Annotated in this window: 14 protein-coding genes; 7 read left to right on the top strand and 7 right to left on the bottom strand. The window is 69.4% G+C overall.

Annotated features, from left to right (window positions below):
• Positions 1 to 201 precede the first annotated feature (201 nt).
• From ACFT7S_RS24275 to ACFT7S_RS24255, 5 genes are read right to left on the bottom strand one after another with little or no spacing between them, the layout of a single operon-like run.
• Complete coding sequence (locus tag ACFT7S_RS24275) at positions 202 to 1,515, bottom strand: DUF58 domain-containing protein (RefSeq protein ID WP_382735204.1); 1,314 nt, start codon at positions 1,513 to 1,515, stop codon at positions 202 to 204.
• Between the two features lie 10 nt (positions 1,516 to 1,525).
• A complete protein-coding gene (locus tag ACFT7S_RS24270; protein ID WP_382735203.1) occupies positions 1,526 to 2,545 on the bottom strand; it encodes an AAA family ATPase in 1,020 nt (339 codons plus the stop codon).
• On the bottom strand, positions 2,542 to 3,777 hold the full coding sequence (locus ACFT7S_RS24265) for a DUF4350 domain-containing protein (protein WP_382735202.1): 1,236 nt from the start codon (positions 3,775 to 3,777) through the stop codon (positions 2,542 to 2,544). Before ACFT7S_RS24265 ends, ACFT7S_RS24270 begins: the two co-directional genes overlap by 4 nt.
• A complete protein-coding gene (locus ACFT7S_RS24260) occupies positions 3,774 to 4,460 on the bottom strand; it encodes a DUF4129 domain-containing protein (RefSeq protein WP_382735201.1) in 687 nt (228 codons plus the stop codon). The genes ACFT7S_RS24265 and ACFT7S_RS24260 overlap by 4 nt, the downstream gene beginning before the upstream one ends.
• 4 nt (positions 4,461 to 4,464) lie before the next feature.
• Positions 4,465 to 5,670, bottom strand: a complete 1,206-nt coding sequence (locus tag ACFT7S_RS24255; protein ID WP_382735200.1) for a hypothetical protein — start codon at positions 5,668 to 5,670, stop codon at positions 4,465 to 4,467.
• A gap of 140 nt (positions 5,671 to 5,810) precedes the next feature.
• Between ACFT7S_RS24255 and mtnA the strand changes: the two genes are divergently transcribed.
• The 7 genes from mtnA (at position 5,811) to ACFT7S_RS24220 (ending at position 14,275) form a co-directional block, all read left to right on the top strand.
• Positions 5,811 to 6,956 (top strand): S-methyl-5-thioribose-1-phosphate isomerase, encoded by a 1,146-nt coding sequence (gene mtnA, locus ACFT7S_RS24250; RefSeq protein WP_382735199.1) that lies wholly within the window; start codon positions 5,811 to 5,813, stop codon positions 6,954 to 6,956.
• 4 nt (positions 6,957 to 6,960) lie between these two features.
• Positions 6,961 to 7,650, top strand: a complete 690-nt coding sequence (mtrA, locus tag ACFT7S_RS24245; RefSeq protein ID WP_195826152.1) for a two-component system response regulator MtrA — start codon at positions 6,961 to 6,963, stop codon at positions 7,648 to 7,650.
• 1 nt (position 7,651) lies between these two features.
• Positions 7,652 to 9,661, top strand: coding sequence for an MtrAB system histidine kinase MtrB (gene mtrB, locus ACFT7S_RS24240; RefSeq protein ID WP_382735198.1), 2,010 nt, complete (start codon positions 7,652 to 7,654; stop codon positions 9,659 to 9,661).
• A 34-nt stretch (positions 9,662 to 9,695) separates the two neighbouring features.
• On the top strand, positions 9,696 to 11,516 hold the full coding sequence (locus tag ACFT7S_RS24235) for an LpqB family beta-propeller domain-containing protein (protein WP_382735208.1): 1,821 nt from the start codon (positions 9,696 to 9,698) through the stop codon (positions 11,514 to 11,516).
• A gap of 60 nt (positions 11,517 to 11,576) precedes the next feature.
• Entirely contained in the window at positions 11,577 to 12,317 is a 741-nt protein-coding gene (locus ACFT7S_RS24230) for a ComF family protein (protein WP_382735197.1), read from the top strand.
• Between the two features lie 329 nt (positions 12,318 to 12,646).
• Complete coding sequence (gene hpf / locus ACFT7S_RS24225; RefSeq protein WP_382735196.1) at positions 12,647 to 13,339, top strand: ribosome hibernation-promoting factor, HPF/YfiA family; 693 nt, start codon at positions 12,647 to 12,649, stop codon at positions 13,337 to 13,339.
• 186 nt (positions 13,340 to 13,525) lie between these two features.
• The gene (locus tag ACFT7S_RS24220) at positions 13,526 to 14,275 is read left to right on the top strand and encodes a response regulator (RefSeq protein WP_382735195.1); all 750 of its coding nucleotides are present in this window, start codon (positions 13,526 to 13,528) and stop codon (positions 14,273 to 14,275) included.
• A 28-nt stretch (positions 14,276 to 14,303) separates the two neighbouring features.
• Here ACFT7S_RS24220 and ACFT7S_RS24215 read toward each other — a convergent pair whose 3' ends face one another.
• Positions 14,304 to 15,479, bottom strand: a complete 1,176-nt coding sequence (locus ACFT7S_RS24215) for a winged helix-turn-helix domain-containing protein (protein ID WP_382735194.1) — start codon at positions 15,477 to 15,479, stop codon at positions 14,304 to 14,306.
• A gap of 67 nt (positions 15,480 to 15,546) precedes the next feature.
• Positions 15,547 to 16,122 carry a GNAT family N-acetyltransferase gene (locus tag ACFT7S_RS24210; protein ID WP_382735193.1) on the bottom strand — a complete coding sequence of 192 codons (576 nt, stop codon included), beginning with the start codon at positions 16,120 to 16,122 and terminating at the stop codon, positions 15,547 to 15,549.
• Between the last annotated feature and the right edge of the window lie 208 nt (positions 16,123 to 16,330).

Here is a 16,330-nt window from a genome sequence, read left to right as displayed (position 1 = left end):
CCCGGAAGCTAAGCCTTTCAGCGCCGATGGTACTGCAGGGGGGACCCTGTGGGAGAGTAGGACGCCGCCGAACAATTATTCCGGGAAAGCCCCGTACCGCAAGGTACGGGGCTTTTCTGCGTTCATCTGCTCTTTCAGCAGACTGATCCTTTCTGCTTCGTGGGGACGCCATGCGTCCCGTGGGGACGCCATGCGTCGGATTTAGAGCCGGCCCGCAGCCTTGAGAGCCAAGTAGGCATCGGCCAGTGCGGGCGCAAGCTTCTCCGGGGTGGCATCGACGACCACCACACCATGGCGCTTGAGCTGATCCGCTGTGCGGCGCCGCTGGGACTGAGCCTGTGTGCCGGCTGCTGCCTCGTAGATTGCGTCCACCGTGCCCCGTGAACGCGTCATCGTCTCGATCCGGGGATCGGCGACTGAGGCGAGCAGCACCGTGTGGCGCTTGGTGAGCTGAGGAAGAACCGGGAGCAGGCCGTCCTCGATGGGGGCGGCGTCCAGGCCGGTGAGAAGGACAATCAGGGAGCGGCGGGGCGCGCTCGCCAGTGCGGCCGTGCTCAGGCCGTGAGCGTCCGTCTCGACGAGCTCTGCCTCCAGAGGAGCCATGGCTCTGACGATTGTCGACAGAACGTCGCCTGCGGCCGTGCTGCCCTGGACCTGGGCGCGGACGCGGCGGTCGTAGGCGAGGAAGTTGACTCGGTCGCCGGCGCGCGTTGCGAGGGCGGTGAGGAGCAGGGTGGCGTCCATGGCCGCGTCGAGACGGGGTACGTCACCTACTCGGCCGGCCGATGTGCGGCCGGTGTCCAGCACGATGAGGATGTGGCGGTCCCGCTCGGGGCGCCAGGTGCGAACAGCGACGGCCGACTGGCGGGCGGTGGCCCGCCAGTCGATGGAGCGCGTGTCGTCACCGGGCACGTAAGCGCGAAGGCTGTCGAATTCGGTGCCTTCGCCACGGGTGAGCACGCTGGTGCGTCCGTCGAGTTCGCGGAGCCGTGCCAGTCGGGACGGCAGGTGCTTGCGGCTCGTGAAGGGCGGGAGGACCCGGACCGTCCAGGGGACGTGATGGTTTCCCTGGCGGGCTGCCAGGCCGAGAGGACCGAAGGACCGGACAGTCACCTGCTCGGCGCGGCGGTCTCCTCGTCGGGTGGGGCGGAGGAACGTGGCGAGGCGTCGGCGTTCCCCCGCGGGCACGGTCAACTCGTGTCGGGAGGCTGCCTGGTCGGTGCCGGCGGGCCAGCTGCTGGGTGGCCAGGCATCGCGCAGGTGGGCTCGGAGACGACGACGCGAGGGATTGGTTACGGTCAGTTGCACTTCTGCCGCGTCACCCAGTCGAACAGACGTGTCACCGGATCGGGTGAACTGGAGCGTGCGCACTGGCGCGGCCAGGGCGTAGTCGCACAGAATTGCTAGAGAGAGCGGGGCGTTGACCGCGAGCATGCCGGTCCAGCTCGGGGCCAGGATACCTACGGGGAGTGACCCCAGGGCGGCCAATAGTGCGGTTCGTCCGGTGAGGGCCATGGTCACCGCCTCATCGGGGAACGGGGACGTGGGCGAGCACCGCGGTGATGACGGAGTCAGGGGTGACTCCTTCCATCTCTGCTTCGGGCCGCAGTTGGATGCGATGACGGAGTGTGGGAAGCGCCAAGGCCTTTACATCATCCGGTATGACGTAGTCCCGGCCGGTGAGCCAGGCCCAGGCGCGTGCGGTGGAAAGCAGGGCTGTGGCGCCTCGGGGGGAGGCGCCGAGGGAGAGTGAGGGGGACTCACGTGTGGCACGACAGATATCCACGACGTAGCCGGCGATCTCCGGGGAGACCTTGGTCTTGGAGACGGCCGCGCGGGCGGCCTCCAGGTCGGCAGGTGTGGCGACGGGGCGAATACCCGCTGCTCTCAGGTCTCGGGGGTTGAAGCCGTCCGCATGACGGGTCAGGACGCTGATCTCGTCCTCGCGCGACGGAAGAGGAACCGTCAGTTTGAGGAGGAAGCGGTCCAGTTGGGCTTCGGGAAGAGGGTAGGTGCCCTCGTACTCGACCGGGTTCTGGGTCGCGGCCACCAGGAACGGATCGGGCAAGGGGCGCGGGGTGCCGTCGACGGTGACCTGGCGTTCCTCCATGGCTTCCAGGAGGGACGACTGGGTCTTGGGAGGCGTGCGGTTGATCTCGTCGGCGAGCAGCAGATTTGTGAAGACCGGGCCGGGCTGGAAGGAGAACTCCGCCGTGCGGGCGTCGTAGACAAGGGAGCCTGTGACGTCGCTCGGCATGAGATCCGGGGTGAACTGGACACGCTTGGTGTCGAGTTCGAGTGACGCGGCGAGGGCTCGGACCAGAAGGGTCTTGGCCACGCCAGGGACACCTTCGAGCAGGACGTGACCCCGGCAGAGGAGCGCGACGACGAGTCCGGTGACGGCCGGGTCCTGACCGACCACGGCCTTGGCGATCTCGGAGCGCAGGGCTTCCAAGGAGGCGCGGGCGCTGTCGGAGTCCACGGGGGCCGCAGCGGTCCAGGCGGTCGCCTTGGGCTCCGTGGACTCGGGGGTCGGGGCGCTCATGAAGTGCGTACCTCTCTTTCGAGGGCGTCGAGTTGGTCGGTCAGGAGGACAAGAGCGGCGTCATCGGTGGGCGCGGGACCGAAGAGCAGGGCGTTGAGATCGCCGCCTCTGTTGATGACGCGTGCCGAGATCGCGGGGAGGAGAACTTCGGGGGAATGCGCATCGCGGGGGGAGACTCCGGCGAGGGGTGCGAGGCGTGCACGGGTGGCGGAGCGCAGAGAGGCGGCGGCCCGGTCGCGGGCGTTGGCCTTGCGGTACAGGCGGGCGCGGCCCTCGGTGGTTTCGGAGGCCCGGATGGCTACGGGAAGCCGTTCGGTGACGAGGGGGCCCAGGCGGCGTGCGCGCCAGATGGCGGCGAGTACTGCAGCGAGGGCGAGTTGCAGGGTGCCCCACAGCCAGCCGGAGGGGATCAGGTCTGTGAAGCTCGCCGAGTCGCCGGCGGCGCTGTCTTCGTCGGTGGCCCGGTCTCCGCGTTCCTTGTCGACTTCGGTGGCGGAGGGATCAGAGAGCGAAGGGAGGTACCAGACGAGATGCGGGCGGGAACCGAGGAGTTGCAGGGCCAGCGAGGCATTGCCCTGCTGGTCGAGGCGGTTGTTGTGGACCAGGTTGGAGGAGCCGAGCAGGACGGTGTCGCCGGCTCGCTGTTCCTGGACGACGAGGACGGTGGGGAGGCCGTCGCTCAGGTAGCAGGAGGTGGCGGTGAGGGCGTCCGCTGTGTAGCGGACGCCGCCTGTCTCCGCTGTGCCCGCGTTACGGGCGGCGGGGAGGTCGCAGCGTGGGGCCCTCGGCTCCACAGGACGGGAGGACTGGGCTCGTACACCCGGGGCCAGGTGGTGCAGGGACAGGGGGCCGGGGGCGAGCAGGACCGTGCGGCCCGCGGAGTCGGCTGTCGCCGTGCTGAGCCGGCGCTGCTGGTACGGCGTGAGCAGATTGGGCGCGGTGACGAGGAGGGTCGTGTCGGGGCCGGTTGCGGTGGTGGCCTCGTCGAGTGTGGTGACGACATCGACGGAGACGCCGTTCCGCTTGAGGAGCTCCGCGACGGCGCGGCTGCCCTGCGGGTCGGCGGAGCGGGGATCGAGGCGGCCGTGGTGGTCGCCGGAGCGCATGGCGGCGAGGGTGATGCCCGCTACGACCAGGATGATCAGGGCGAGCATCAGCCCGCGGGTGCGGTTCCAGACCTGGCGTGCGGTGGGGGACGCCGAGGTGGGGGAGGCGGTGACGGTCTCGGTCATGCGCCGGCTCCTTGGACCGTGTTGGTCAGCAAGGGCTTGGCGTCCATGAGCTCGAGGTCGAGGGCGAGCAGGGTGACGTATGCCTGCTCGTTCGCTGTGCGGCCGCCGTATGTGACGTCGTCGAAGGTTCGGGCGGCGGAGCGGAGGTGGCCGGCGTGCTGGGGCAGGTGGCGGCCGGCTTCGGCGGCGGCCTCGTCCGCGGTGCGGCCCGGACGCGGGTCGAGCAGCGCGCGCTCTTCCAGGGTGCGGACCACGGCGCGCATGCGTTCTTGGACCGCTTCGGTCCAGCGGCCGGCGGCGGCGTGCGTCTCGGCCGCGGTGCGGTACGCGTCAGCGTTGCGGGTGCTGCTGCCGAAGAGGGCGTCGGCTGAGCGGACAGTGCGTTGGGGGGTGCCCAGCCGCCACCAGAGGGCGACGGCCAGGCCCACGACGATCAGTACGACCAGGACGATTCCGAGCGGCCCGCCGGGTGCGCCGCCGGCGACGGCGTCGAAGAGACTGCTGAGCCAATCCCAGAAGCTGTTGAGGCCGCGCTGGAGGAGATTCGGATCGTTCTCGTGGTACATCGGCTTGGACAGTTCGTCCTCCGCCGCCTCGCGGGCAGGGACGCGTGGAGTGTCCACGGGTATGTCGTCCGCCCTGATGAGTCGCCGTACTGATGCGGTGCCCCCCGCCCCCGACACTGCATCAGCTCCTGTGGGTGTCGTAGCCCGGTACGTTCGCGGCCCGTGCCAGGTCGAGATCGAGGGCTTCGCGGCGGATGCGCTGGTCGACGTAGAGCAGTGCCATCACACCTGCGGTGAAGGGGTAGGTCAGCGTCGAGACGATCACCTCGCCGATGCCCGAGACGATAAGGAAGGGCCAGCCGAAGTCGGCGGCGCTGCCGTTCATCAAGTCGCCGAGTCCGCCGCTGTCGACGGCGATTGCGATGATGGCGAAGGGGATGCCGATGACCAGCGCGACGACGATGACCAGCAGGTAGGTGAGCGCCAGGATGCCGAATGTGCGCCACCACGCACTGCGGACCAGCTTCGCGGACCGGCGCATAGAGGTCAGGATCGACTGTCGTTCCAGCATCAGCGCCGGAGCGGCGAGTGTGAAGCGGACCATCAGCCAGAGGACGACGACCACGGCGGCGGCGAAGCCGAGCAGGGCCAGCACGACCCCAGCCGTGGAGCCGAGCAGCAGGCCGGGGAGCAGACCGACCGTCATGATCGCGGCGCTCATGAGGCTGAGCAGGAGCGTCAGGCCGAGCAGTTGGGGGAGCCTGGGACGGGCCTCGGTCCAGGCGTCGGAGAGCGTCGCACGCCGGCCCAGCACCGAACGGCTGATCACCACTGTGAGCACCGCTGTGGTGATGAGCGTGCCGATCATCGAGATGAGCGTGGCCGGGGCGCTGCTGATCAGAGTGGACTGCATGGAGTCCGCGGCCTGGCTCAGAGCCTCGGCGCCGACGGCGTTGGGGTCGACCGATACCGGGTCGGGCAGCAGGTAGCGCTGGATGAGAATGATCGTGATCTGTGCGATCACGGCGACGGTGAGGCTGACGCCCAGCACCGTGCGCCAGTGGGCGCGCATCGTGGACACCGCGCCGTCGAGGATCTCACCGATGCCCAGCGGGCGGAGCGGGATAACACCGGGCTTCGCCGCCATGGGCGGGCGGCCCCATCCGGGGCCTTGGGGAGCGCCACCCCAGTCCGGGGCCGGCGGGGGCGCTCCGGGGCCGGTGCCGGACGTGCTCGGTGGGGACCACTGCCCGGAGGGCGGCTGAGCGGGAGACCACTGGGGTGCAGGGCTGCCTGCGTCCACGGGCTCGGAGGGGCGGGGGATTCCCGCCTCCTGGCCGTCGGAGGGGGCAGATCCGGGCGAGGCCCAGCCCGGAGAGTCGTTCATTCTCGCTCCTTCACGATCCCGTCCGCTCATCGGGGCGGCAGGTTGGCAGCCATCGTGCCACGCGACGCTGCGGTGCGGGCCGGGCGCTCTATCTCCTTTGCGCCTTCATTTGTGGGCGCCTCACCGGGCAGACTGGGCAGATGGCTGATCAGGACGCGCAATCGCCGGTGGGCATCGAGCCTCCCGCGCTCTCCGTACTCCGCTGGGACGAGCCTCCGGAAGGTCCCGTGCTGGTCCTTCTCGACCAGACACGACTACCGGCCGAGGAAGTCGAGCTGGTGTGCACCGACGTACCCGCGCTGGTGCGGGCCATCCAGACCCTGGCGGTCCGGGGGGCTCCGTTGCTGGGTGTCGCCGGGGGATACGGGGTGGCGCTCGCCGCGGCGCGTGGATATGACGTGGCCGAGGCGACGGGACTGCTGGAGCGGGCGCGGCCCACCGCAGTGAACCTCGGGTACGGGGTGCGGCGGGTGGCCCGGGTGTACTGGGCGGCCGTCGAGAAGGGCCTGGACGCGGAGCAGGCGGCCGGAGCGGCGCTTGCCGAGGCACGGGTGCTGCACCGGGAGGATGCGGCGGCCAGCGGGCGTATGGCGAGGTTCGGCCTGGCGCTTCTGGATGAGCTGCTGCCCGGCGGGGGTCACCGGATCCTCACCCACTGCAACACGGGGGCCCTCGTATCGGGGGGTGAGGGCACGGCCTTCGCGGTGGCTCTCCAAGCGCACCGGGCGGGCCGGCTGAGGCGGCTGTGGGTGGACGAGACGCGTCCGCTGCTCCAGGGCGCCCGGCTCACTGCCTATGAAGCGGCGCGGAACGGGATGGCGTACAGCTTGCTCACGGACAACGCGGCGGGTTCGCTGTTTGCCGCGGGTGAGGTGGATGCCGTACTTATCGGGGCGGACCGTATTGCGGCGGACGGCTCGGTGGCGAACAAGGTGGGGAGCTATCCGTTGGCGGTGCTCGCGAAGTATCACCATGTGCCGTTCATCGTCGTTGCTCCGATCACGACCGTCGATCTGGACACCGCGGGCGGGGAAGCGATCATTGTGGAACAGCGCCCCGGTCGAGAAGTGACGGAGCTCACATCTCCGCACATGGTGTCACCGGACGGGGAGACGGGCGGATTGCTCGTGGCACCGGTGGGGGCACCGGCGTACAACCCCGCATTCGACATCACGCCGCCGGAACTGATCACGGCGATCGTCACGGAGGAGGGCGTAATTTCCCCGGTCACGGGGGTCGGACTGGCAGAGCTGTGTGCCAGGTCATCGCAGGTAACGATTAGCTAATGGGATGATGTCGTTTATGAAGGGACGCGTCCTTGTCGTCGACGACGACACCGCACTGGCCGAGATGCTCGGGATTGTGCTGCGTGGAGAAGGTTTCGAGCCGTCGTTCGTAGCGGACGGTGACAGGGCACTTGCTGCATTTCGTGAGGCAAAGCCGGACCTGGTTCTGCTGGATCTCATGCTGCCCGGTCGGGACGGCATCGAGGTCTGCAGGCTGATCAGGGCCGAGTCAGGTGTGCCGATCGTCATGCTCACTGCCAAGAGCGACACGGTCGATGTGGTGGTGGGCCTGGAATCCGGGGCCGACGACTACATCGTCAAGCCGTTCAAACCGAAGGAGTTGGTTGCCCGGATCAGGGCGCGTTTGCGGAGGTCCGAAGAGCCCGCGCCGGAACAGCTGGCCATCGGTGACCTGGTCATCGACGTGGCCGGTCACTCGGTGAAGCGGGAGGGTCAGTCCATCGCGCTGACCCCGCTGGAGTTCGACCTGCTGGTCGCGCTCGCCCGTAAGCCGTGGCAGGTCTTCACCCGTGAGGTGCTGCTCGAGCAGGTGTGGGGCTACCGCCACGCCGCCGATACCCGTCTGGTGAACGTTCATGTCCAGCGGCTCCGCTCCAAGGTCGAGAAGGACCCGGAGCGGCCGGAAATCGTGGTGACCGTCCGAGGCGTCGGTTACAAGGCCGGACCGAGCTGACATGACCCTGGGCAGCGCTGCTCCGAAGCCCGGGGAGCCGGGAGTCCGTACGGAGCGGGCTGCCGGTCCGGGTCGGAAGTCTTCTCGGATGGGCCGTGTACTGCAGAGCGGCCCCGTGCCTCGCTTGCTGATGCGCTGGGTCCGGCGTCCGCTGCTGCCGGCTGTGCGGCTGTGGCGGCGCAATCTTCAGCTGCGCGTCGTCGCCGGCACCCTGCTGATGTCGATCGGCGTGGTGCTGCTGCTGGGCTTCGTCGTGATCGGGCAGGTCCGCAACGGCCTGCTCGACGCGAAGGGCAAGGCTGCCCAGACCCAGGCCGCCGGTGGTTTCGCCGCTGCCCAGGAGAAGGCGAACGAACCGCTCGTCCCGGGTGGCCGGGGCCAGGACGGTGCGGACGGCGTCACGGCCAACACGTCCTGGCGCACGGAACTCGTCGACCAGCTCGCCAGCGGCGGCAAGAACGCCTTCAACGTGGTCGCGCTCAGCGCCGACTCCGTCGACGGAGTCGCGGCCAGCCGTGCGCCGCGTGGTTCGGGCAGCGTGGACGCGTCCAGCGTCCCGCAGCGCCTGCGGGACGACGTGAACAAGGGGCCCGGGGCGTTCCAGACCTACTCCTTGATCCGGTACTCGTACGGAAAGGAGTCGCAGTCCGGGCTGGTCGTGGGCAAGCGGCTCTACGACATCGACCACAATCCGTACGAGCTGTACTACCTCTTCCCGCTGACGCAGGAAGAGAAGTCCCTGAGTCTGGTCACGACGACTCTGGCGACGGCCGGGCTGTTCGTCGTGGTGCTGCTCGGGGCGATCGCCTGGTTCGTTGTGCGGCAGGTCGTCACACCCGTACGGATGGCGGCCGGCATCGCCGAGCGGCTCTCCGCCGGCAGACTCCAGGAACGCATGAAGGTCACCGGCGAGGACGACATCGCCCGGCTCGGTGAAGCCTTCAACAAGATGGCGCAGAACCTCCAGCTGAAGATCCAGCAACTGGAGGAGCTCTCCCGCATGCAGCGGCGTTTCGTCTCGGACGTCTCGCACGAACTGCGGACCCCGCTGACCACCGTGCGGATGGCGGCCGATGTCATCCATGACGCGCGCGTCGACTTCGACCCCGTGACGGCACGTTCGGCCGAACTGCTCGGGGACCAGCTGGACCGCTTCGAGTCGCTGCTCTCCGATCTGCTGGAGATCAGCCGGTTCGACGCGGGCGCCGCGGCGCTGGAAGCCGAACCGATAGATCTGCGTACGGTCGTACGACGGGTGATCGGCGGTGCCGAGCCGCTGGCCGAGCGCAAGGGCACCCGTATCCGGGTGGTCGGCGACGAGCAGCCGGTGATCGCGGAAGCCGATGCCCGACGTGTCGAGCGGGTGCTGCGCAACCTCGTGGTCAACGCCGTCGAGCACGGCGAGGGCCGGGATGTCGTCGTACGGCTCGGTGTGGCCCAGGGCGCGGTGGCCGTGGCGGTCCGCGACTACGGCGTGGGACTCAAGCCCGGCGAGGCGACCCGGGTCTTCAACCGCTTCTGGCGGGCCGACCCGGCCCGGGCCCGTACGACCGGCGGTACCGGTCTCGGCCTCTCGATCGCCGTCGAGGACGCCCGGCTGCACGGCGGCTGGCTCCAGGCGTGGGGGGAGCCCGGTGGCGGTTCGCAGTTCCGGCTCACACTGCCGCGTACGGCGGACGAGCCGCTGCGCGGTTCACCGATACCGCTGGAACCGGAGGACTCGCGGCGCAACAGGGAGAACCGGGAGCGTGCCGAGGCCAGCCCGGCGACTGTGAGCGATCACCGGCTGATGGCCGTACCGAGCCAGCCCGGTTCCACGGAGCGTTCGCAGCTGGCGGTGCCCGCACGTGCCCCTGTGGCGCCGCGCATGGCGCCGGCATCCGTCCATCCGGCCGCGCTGCCGGGCAATGGTGCACGTGTGGTGGCGCGTCAGGCCGGGGACCGGCCGGGCGATGGCGCCGACTATGAAGCGCAGAACCCGGACCGGGAGGACACGACTCGTGGACACTGACCGTCTGCAGGGCGGCCATGGACGCGCGGTGCGGATGTCCGCGCTGCTCTGCTGCGGCGTCGTGGTGCTGGCCGGATGCGCCTCCATGCCCGTCACCGGGGATGTGAAGCCGGTCGATGCCTCGCAGCCGGGTGACTCCCAGGTGCAGGTGTACGCGGTGGCGCCCAGGGAAGGTGCCACGCCCACCGAGGTGGTGGACGGCTTCCTGGAGTCGATGACCAGTGACGACCCCCAGTTCGCGACGACCCGCAAGTACCTGACCGCGGAAGCCGCCCGCACCTGGAAGCCGAGTGCGGGCACCACAGTGCTGGCCAAGGCGCCCAACAGGACCGGCCCCTCGCTCCACGACAAGGACCGCAAGCGCACGGAAGGCGCCTACACACTGACCGGCGAGCAGGTCGCTGCGGTGGACGCGCAGAGTTCCTATCAGCCGCTGGCGCCCACCGACTACTCCCAGACCCTCCATCTGGTGCAGGAGAAGGGGTCCGACGGCAAGCAGGAGTGGCGCATCGACATCGTGCCGGACGGCCTGGTGCTCGGGCAGTCCGACTTCAGGCGGCTCTACCGGCCCGTCAACAAGTACTACTTCGCCACGGGGCGGACCAACGGCCGTTCCCCCCTGGTGGCCGACCCCGTCTACGTACGGAACCGGACGGACCCCGTCACCCGGATGGACACCGCCACGCAGACGGTCCGGGCGCTTCTCGGGGGACCGACGAACTGGCTGCGGCCCGTGGCCGATTCCCGCTTCCCCACCGGTACGGCGCTGAAGAAGGGCGTCACCTCGCTGGCGCCCGACGACCAGAACGTCCTGAAGGTGCCGCTCAACAAGAAGGCGGACAAGGTGGGCCGGACGGCCTGCCGGATGATGGCCGCCCAGGTCTTCTTCACCTTGCGGGACCTGACGTCTGCGCGCGTCGAACAGGTGGAGCTGCGGAGCGACCGCGGCCGGCTGTGTTCGCTGGGGTCGGACGAGGCGGTGGAATTCGCCCCCGACAGCCGTTCCGGTGCACCGGACAGCCAGTACTTCGTCGATGCCAAGGGGCATGTGGAGCGGATACCGGGGAACAGCAAGGGCACCGGTATCCCCGAGCCCGTGACCGGCCCGCTCGGCAGCGGGGCGGTGCCGATGAGCACGGTCGGAGTGGCCCGCGACGAGCAGTTGGCGGCGGGTGTCTCCGCGGACCATCAGGACCTCTACGTCTCCTCCCTCGTCTCGGACGGCGAACTCACCGAGCCTGCGGTGACCAGCAGGGCGAAGAAGTCCGCCGACCGGCTTTCGGCTCCGAGCTGGGACGGCCGAGGTGACCTGTGGGTGGCCGACCGGGACCCGGCGGGCCCCAGGCTGCTGCGTCTGGTCGGCGGCAAGGGCACGCCTCAGGAGGTCACCGTGCCGAGCCTGAACGGCGGGCGGATCGAGGCCCTGCGGATGTCGGCCGACGGAGTGCGGATCGCGCTGCTCCTGTCGAAGGACGGGCAGACGACGCTGAAGATCGGGCGGGTGGAGCGCCAGGGTTCCGAGGAGCAGCCGCAGGTCTCCGTCGAGGATCTGCGTCAGGCCGCGCCGCAGCTCACGGACGTGTCGGCGATTTCCTGGTCCGGCCGCAGCCGCCTTGTCGTGGTCGGCAAGGAGGAGGGCGGTGTGCAGCAGGTGCGTTACGTGCAGGCGGACGGTTCGACATCGTCCTCCGGTGTGCTGCCCGGGGTGAACCAGGTGACGGCGGTCGCGGCGGCGGACGACGAGCAGCTTCCCCTGATGGCGGAGACCGTGGACGACGGAATCGTGAAGCTGTCCCCGGGTGACAACTGGCAGACGGTGCTCAAGGCGGGCTCGTCCCTGGTCTATCCGGGCTGAGGCGGTCCGGAGTTTTCCACAGGGGTGGCCGGTTTCCGGCCGCCCCTGCACAGTGTCGGGATGCGGGGATGGTGGCGGGAATTCACCGGACTGGTCCTGCCGGTGGCCTGTGGTGGCTGCGGCAGGCCGCGCACTGAACTCTGCGAGGAGTGCCGGGCCGCGCTGCTCGGTGCGATGCCGCGCCGGGTGAGACCCGCACCCGAGCCCGCCGGGCTGCCGGTGGTGCGTGCCGCGGCTCCGTACGAGAACGCGGTACGGGCGGTGCTCCTGGCCCATAAGGAGCGGGGGGCACTGGGGCTTGCCGGGGTACTCGGAAGCGCTCTGGCGGGCGCTGTGCGGGCCGGGGCGGGGCATATGCGCGAGGCGGGGCCGCTGCTGCTCGTGCCCGTACCGTCGGCGCGGCGTTCCACTGCCGCACGGGGCCATGATCCGGCGCACCGTATCGCCCTGGCCGCAGCGGCGGAACTGCGGCGTACGGGGATGCCTGCCGGCGTCCTCGGGGTGCTGCGGCAGCGGCGGGCCGTGGCCGACCAGTCGGGGCTCGGGGCCGGGCAGCGGCGGGTGAATCTGGCCGGGGCGCTCGAAGTGGTGGGCGGCGCCGGACGACTTCTCGCGGGCGGCCGGGTGGTGCTGGTCGACGACCTCATGACGACCGGAGCTTCGCTGACGGAGGCGGCGCGTGCCGTGCGCGCAGGCGCCGCGGCGGATGCCGGTGCACGCTGGAAGAACACCGGGGTGCAAGCCCTGCGAGCTGCGGTTGTCTCAGCTTCTCCGTCCGCTTTCGAAATAAACCGGAACTGACGCAGAACTTGCATCGTTGCAGGTAGTGAGTAGGCAAATGAACCTGAACGGAGGTACGCGCGAGTAGCGGGTGCCGACACCCTGCCGGGCAGGCTATGTTCGGTTGTGAGGAATGGTGAACGCCAGACCTCGACGAATGCACCACCACGTTTCGGGCAGGTAACTCATCGGCAGTCCAGAATCGCTGGAGCCGGTGGGATGGAGACCGTGCCGGAGGGGGAGGAGGGGGTGAAAGCCACCGAGTCCGAGGCTCCGGATATGACCGGAGTTTGGTGCAAAAGGGAAATGCTCCGCCGCTGAAGCGGAGCGATCCGGGAACGGAGTTCTGCGTGGACATCGTCGTCAAGGGCCGCAAGACCGAGGTGCCCGAGCGGTTCCGCAAGCACGTGGCCGAGAAGTTGAAGCTGGACAAGATCCAGAATTTCGACGGCAAGGTGATCAGCCTGGACGTCGAGGTGTCCAAGGAGCCGAATCCCCGTCAGGCCGACCGCTCCGACCGGGTGGAGATCACGCTCCGCTCCCGCGGGCCTGTCATCCGGGCGGAGGCGGCCGCGGGTGACCCGTACGCAGCGCTGGACCTGGCCACCGGCAAGCTGGAGGCGCGGCTGCGCAAGCAGCACGACAAGCGCTACAGCCGCCGCGGTACAGGTCGGCTGTCTGCTGCCGAGGTCGGAGAGACCGTGCCGGGCGCCGCGTCGTTCAACGGGAACGGCGAGCTGATCGCCGACGAGACGTCGACGGGCAGCGTGCCCACCACCAAGATCGGTTCGCTCGAGGTACAGGGCGAAGGGCCGCTGGTGATGCGCGAGAAGACGCACGTCGCGGCACCGATGGCGCTCGACCAGGCGCTCTACGAGATGGAGCTGGTCGGGCACGACTTCTACTTGTTCGTCGACTCGGAGAGCAAGGAGCCCAGTGTCGTCTACCGGCGGCACGCCTACGACTACGGTGTCATCCGCCTGGTGACGGACCCGCTCGCCGCTGATGAAGCAGGCGGCGCGGGCGGTGCGCTCGGCGGCTGACGTCACATCGGCATGGTGCCCCTGGAGCGCCTGTGCGCCCCCAGGGGCACCCGCGTGCGACAAGCAGGATCACCGTTCCGGCGTCCAGGCATGAAAGCATGGCGTCCCAGGCCAACCGGGGCTCCATGAGCTGCCGTTGGCGGACAGCTTGTGGACGACAGGCCGTGGCCTTCAGGGGGAGGAACGATGGCGAACACCTTCGGGCCCGTGCGCGATGCGAATGACGCCGGTGCGGATACCGGCGTGGACGCGGACAACGACAGCGGCTCCCGCAAGGAGCCCATCCGGGTTCTTGTGGTCGATGACCACGCGCTCTTCCGCAGAGGTCTGGAGATCGTCCTCGCGCAGGAAGAGGACATCCAGGTCGTCGGCGAGGCCGGCGACGGGGCGGAAGCCGTCGACAAGGCTGCCGACCTGCTGCCCGACATCGTGCTGATGGACGTACGGATGCCCAAGCGCGGCGGCATCGAGGCGTGCACCTCCATCAAGGAAGTGGCCCCCAGCGCGAAGATCATCATGCTGACGATCAGCGACGAGGAGGCCGACCTCTACGAGGCGATCAAGGCGGGCGCCACCGGATATCTACTCAAGGAGATCTCCACCGACGAGGTGGCCACGGCGATTCGCGCGGTCGCCGACGGTCAGTCCCAGATCAGCCCGTCGATGGCGTCGAAACTCCTGACCGAGTTCAAATCGATGATCCAGCGCACCGATGAGCGACGGCTCGTCCCGGCGCCGCGGCTCACCGAACGTGAGCTGGAAGTCCTCAAACTCGTTGCAACGGGCATGAACAATCGCGATATCGCGAAGGAGTTGTTCATTTCCGAGAACACGGTGAAGAACCACGTCCGCAATATTCTGGAGAAGCTGCAGCTCCACTCCCGGATGGAAGCCGTGGTCTATGCCATGCGGGAGAAGATCCTCGAGATCCGGTAGACCGCGGGACCGGGTCGGGGGAAGCCGCTCAGGCGAGAGCGCGGGCGATTTCCGCCATGAGCGGCTCGCGCAGCTCCGGGGCGTCGACCCGGTCCAGCCGGACGTTCGTGCAGCCGACCCAGGACGCTGCTTCCACCAGGGCCTCGGCCATCGGTGTCACGGTCTTCCGGCCCAGGAGAGACACCTGCCGGGCGACCAGCGTGGAGCCTTCACGGGCAGGGTCGACCCGGCCCTGAAGCCTGCCTCCGGCCAGCAGCGGCATCGCGAAGTACCCATGGACCCGCTTCGGCTTCGGGACGTACGCCTCCAGGCGGTGGGTGAAGCCGAAGATCCGCTCGGTGCGTGCCCGTTCCCAGATCAGCGAGTCGAAGGGCGAGAGCAGCGTCGTGCGGTGGCGTCCGCGCGGCTCCGATACCAGGGCCTCAGGGTCGGCCCAGGCCGGCTTGGCCCAGCCCTCCACCGACACCGGCACGAGACCCGAGTCCGCCACCACGGCGTCGAACTGCTCGCCCTTGAGGCGGTGGTAGTCCGCGATGTCGGTCCGGGTGCCGACCCCCAGCGACCGGCCCGCCAGGGCCACCAGCCTGCGGTGGCACTCCGCGTCGTCGAGATCGTCGTGGAGGACGGCGTCCGGGATGGCGCGCTCGGCGAGGTCGTAGACGCGCCTCCAGCCGCGCCGCTCCGTGCAGACCACCTCGCCGTACATCAGCGCCCGCTCGACGGCCACCTTCGACGCCGACCAGTCCCACCACTCGCCGCCGTTCTTCGCGCCGCCGAGTTCGGTGGCGGTCAGCGGGCCCTCGGCGCGCAGTTGCTTGATCACCGTCTCGTACGCCCCGTCGGGCAGGTCGTGGTGCCAGTGCGGACGCGAGCGGTAGGCGCGGCGGCGGAACGCGAAATGCGGCCACTCCTCGACCGGCAGGATGCAGGCGGCATGCGACCAGTACTCGAACGAGCGACCACCCGACCAGTACGCCTCCTCGACGGTGCGACGGTCGACGGCACCGAGACGTGCGTACGGAATGAGCTCGTGCGATCTGGCCAGCACCGAGATGGTGTCGAGCTGTACGGCTCCGAGGTGCCGGAGCACGCCCGGCACACCCGCCCGGCGGTCCGGGGCGCCCAGGAAACCCTGTGCGCGCAGGGCGATTCGGCGGGCCTGGTCGGCGGAGAGTTCCACGGCGGGAAGCGGCACGGGAGTCATGCACCGAACCCTAGAGCGGGGCACTGACAGTCGGGCCCGGGTGAGCGAAAGCGCCCGGGCCCGGCCGTCAGCGGCTCGCGGGAAAGTACGGGGCGGTGCCGGGTAGTCCCAGGTCCGACGGCAGCAGGGCGCCGATCCAGACATCGCGGCGTATCCCCTTGTTCAGCAGCGCCGAGCGCTGCTCCCCCTCCATCCGGAAACCGGCCCGCTGGGCGACCGACCGCGACGGGGTGTTGCCGACCTCGGCCCGCCACTCCAGCCGGTCCGCGCCGAGCGAGGTGAACGACCAGTGGGCGGATGCCAGCACCGCCTCCGTCATATAGCCGCGACCGCGGTGCTCCTTGCCGGTCCAGAACCCCACCTCGTACGTCCCGGGCAGGACGCGGTGGTTGATACCGAGAGCGCCGACGAGCAGGCCGCTGTCCCGCTGCACCACCGCGAAGTTGTACATCGAGTCGTCCTGCCAGCCCCTGGGCGACATTGCGGCAGTGAAGATCTCCGCGTCGGCTCTCGCGTACGGGGAAGGGACCACCGTCCAGCGCTGGATGTCATGGTCCTGGCAGGCCGTGTACACGCCGTCCGCGTCGTCCGGTGCGAAGGGACGCAGGATGAGGCGTTCGGTGGTGAGAGTGATCGGCTCCATGGGGAGATTGTGGTGAGGCGAGGCCCGTCGTGCGAGCACTTTTGCCGCATCCCGGCACCTTCGAGCCCTTCCGTCCGTTGTTCTGGAAGGGTGCGGCGAGGTCCACGCGGCAGCAGCCCTCCCGACGCGGTGGGGTCCTCGCTTACGATGGCCGTTGCGGTGGGGCCCACCTGCCGTGCCCGCGCCAGAGTCCATTACACGACCCAGT

Source organism: Streptomyces sp. NPDC057136, from assembly GCF_042670885.1.
GTDB lineage: Bacteria > Actinomycetota > Actinomycetes > Streptomycetales > Streptomycetaceae > Streptomyces.
This window is presented reverse-complemented; position numbering and strand designations above follow the sequence as displayed.

What these genes read in the sequence shown, in the direction of transcription:
- ACFT7S_RS24275 (WP_382735204.1), bottom strand. Translation starts at nt 1,515, where the DNA reads ATGGCCCTCACCGGACGAACCGCACTATTGGCCGCCCTGGGGTCACTC.
- ACFT7S_RS24270 (WP_382735203.1), bottom strand. Translation starts at nt 2,545, where the DNA reads ATGAGCGCCCCGACCCCCGAGTCCACGGAGCCCAAGGCGACCGCCTGG.
- ACFT7S_RS24265 (WP_382735202.1), bottom strand. Translation starts at nt 3,777, where the DNA reads ATGACCGAGACCGTCACCGCCTCCCCCACCTCGGCGTCCCCCACCGCA.
- ACFT7S_RS24255 (WP_382735200.1), bottom strand. Translation starts at nt 5,670, where the DNA reads ATGAACGACTCTCCGGGCTGGGCCTCGCCCGGATCTGCCCCCTCCGAC.
- mtnA (WP_382735199.1), top strand. Translation starts at nt 5,811, where the DNA reads ATGGCTGATCAGGACGCGCAATCGCCGGTGGGCATCGAGCCTCCCGCG.
- mtrA (WP_195826152.1), top strand. Translation starts at nt 6,961, where the DNA reads ATGATGTCGTTTATGAAGGGACGCGTCCTTGTCGTCGACGACGACACC.
- mtrB (WP_382735198.1), top strand. Translation starts at nt 7,652, where the DNA reads ATGACCCTGGGCAGCGCTGCTCCGAAGCCCGGGGAGCCGGGAGTCCGT.
- ACFT7S_RS24235 (WP_382735208.1), top strand. Translation starts at nt 9,696, where the DNA reads ATGTCCGCGCTGCTCTGCTGCGGCGTCGTGGTGCTGGCCGGATGCGCC.
- ACFT7S_RS24230 (WP_382735197.1), top strand. Translation starts at nt 11,577, where the DNA reads ATGCGGGGATGGTGGCGGGAATTCACCGGACTGGTCCTGCCGGTGGCC.
- ACFT7S_RS24220 (WP_382735195.1), top strand. Translation starts at nt 13,526, where the DNA reads ATGGCGAACACCTTCGGGCCCGTGCGCGATGCGAATGACGCCGGTGCG.
- ACFT7S_RS24215 (WP_382735194.1), bottom strand. Translation starts at nt 15,479, where the DNA reads ATGACTCCCGTGCCGCTTCCCGCCGTGGAACTCTCCGCCGACCAGGCC.
- ACFT7S_RS24210 (WP_382735193.1), bottom strand. Translation starts at nt 16,122, where the DNA reads ATGGAGCCGATCACTCTCACCACCGAACGCCTCATCCTGCGTCCCTTC.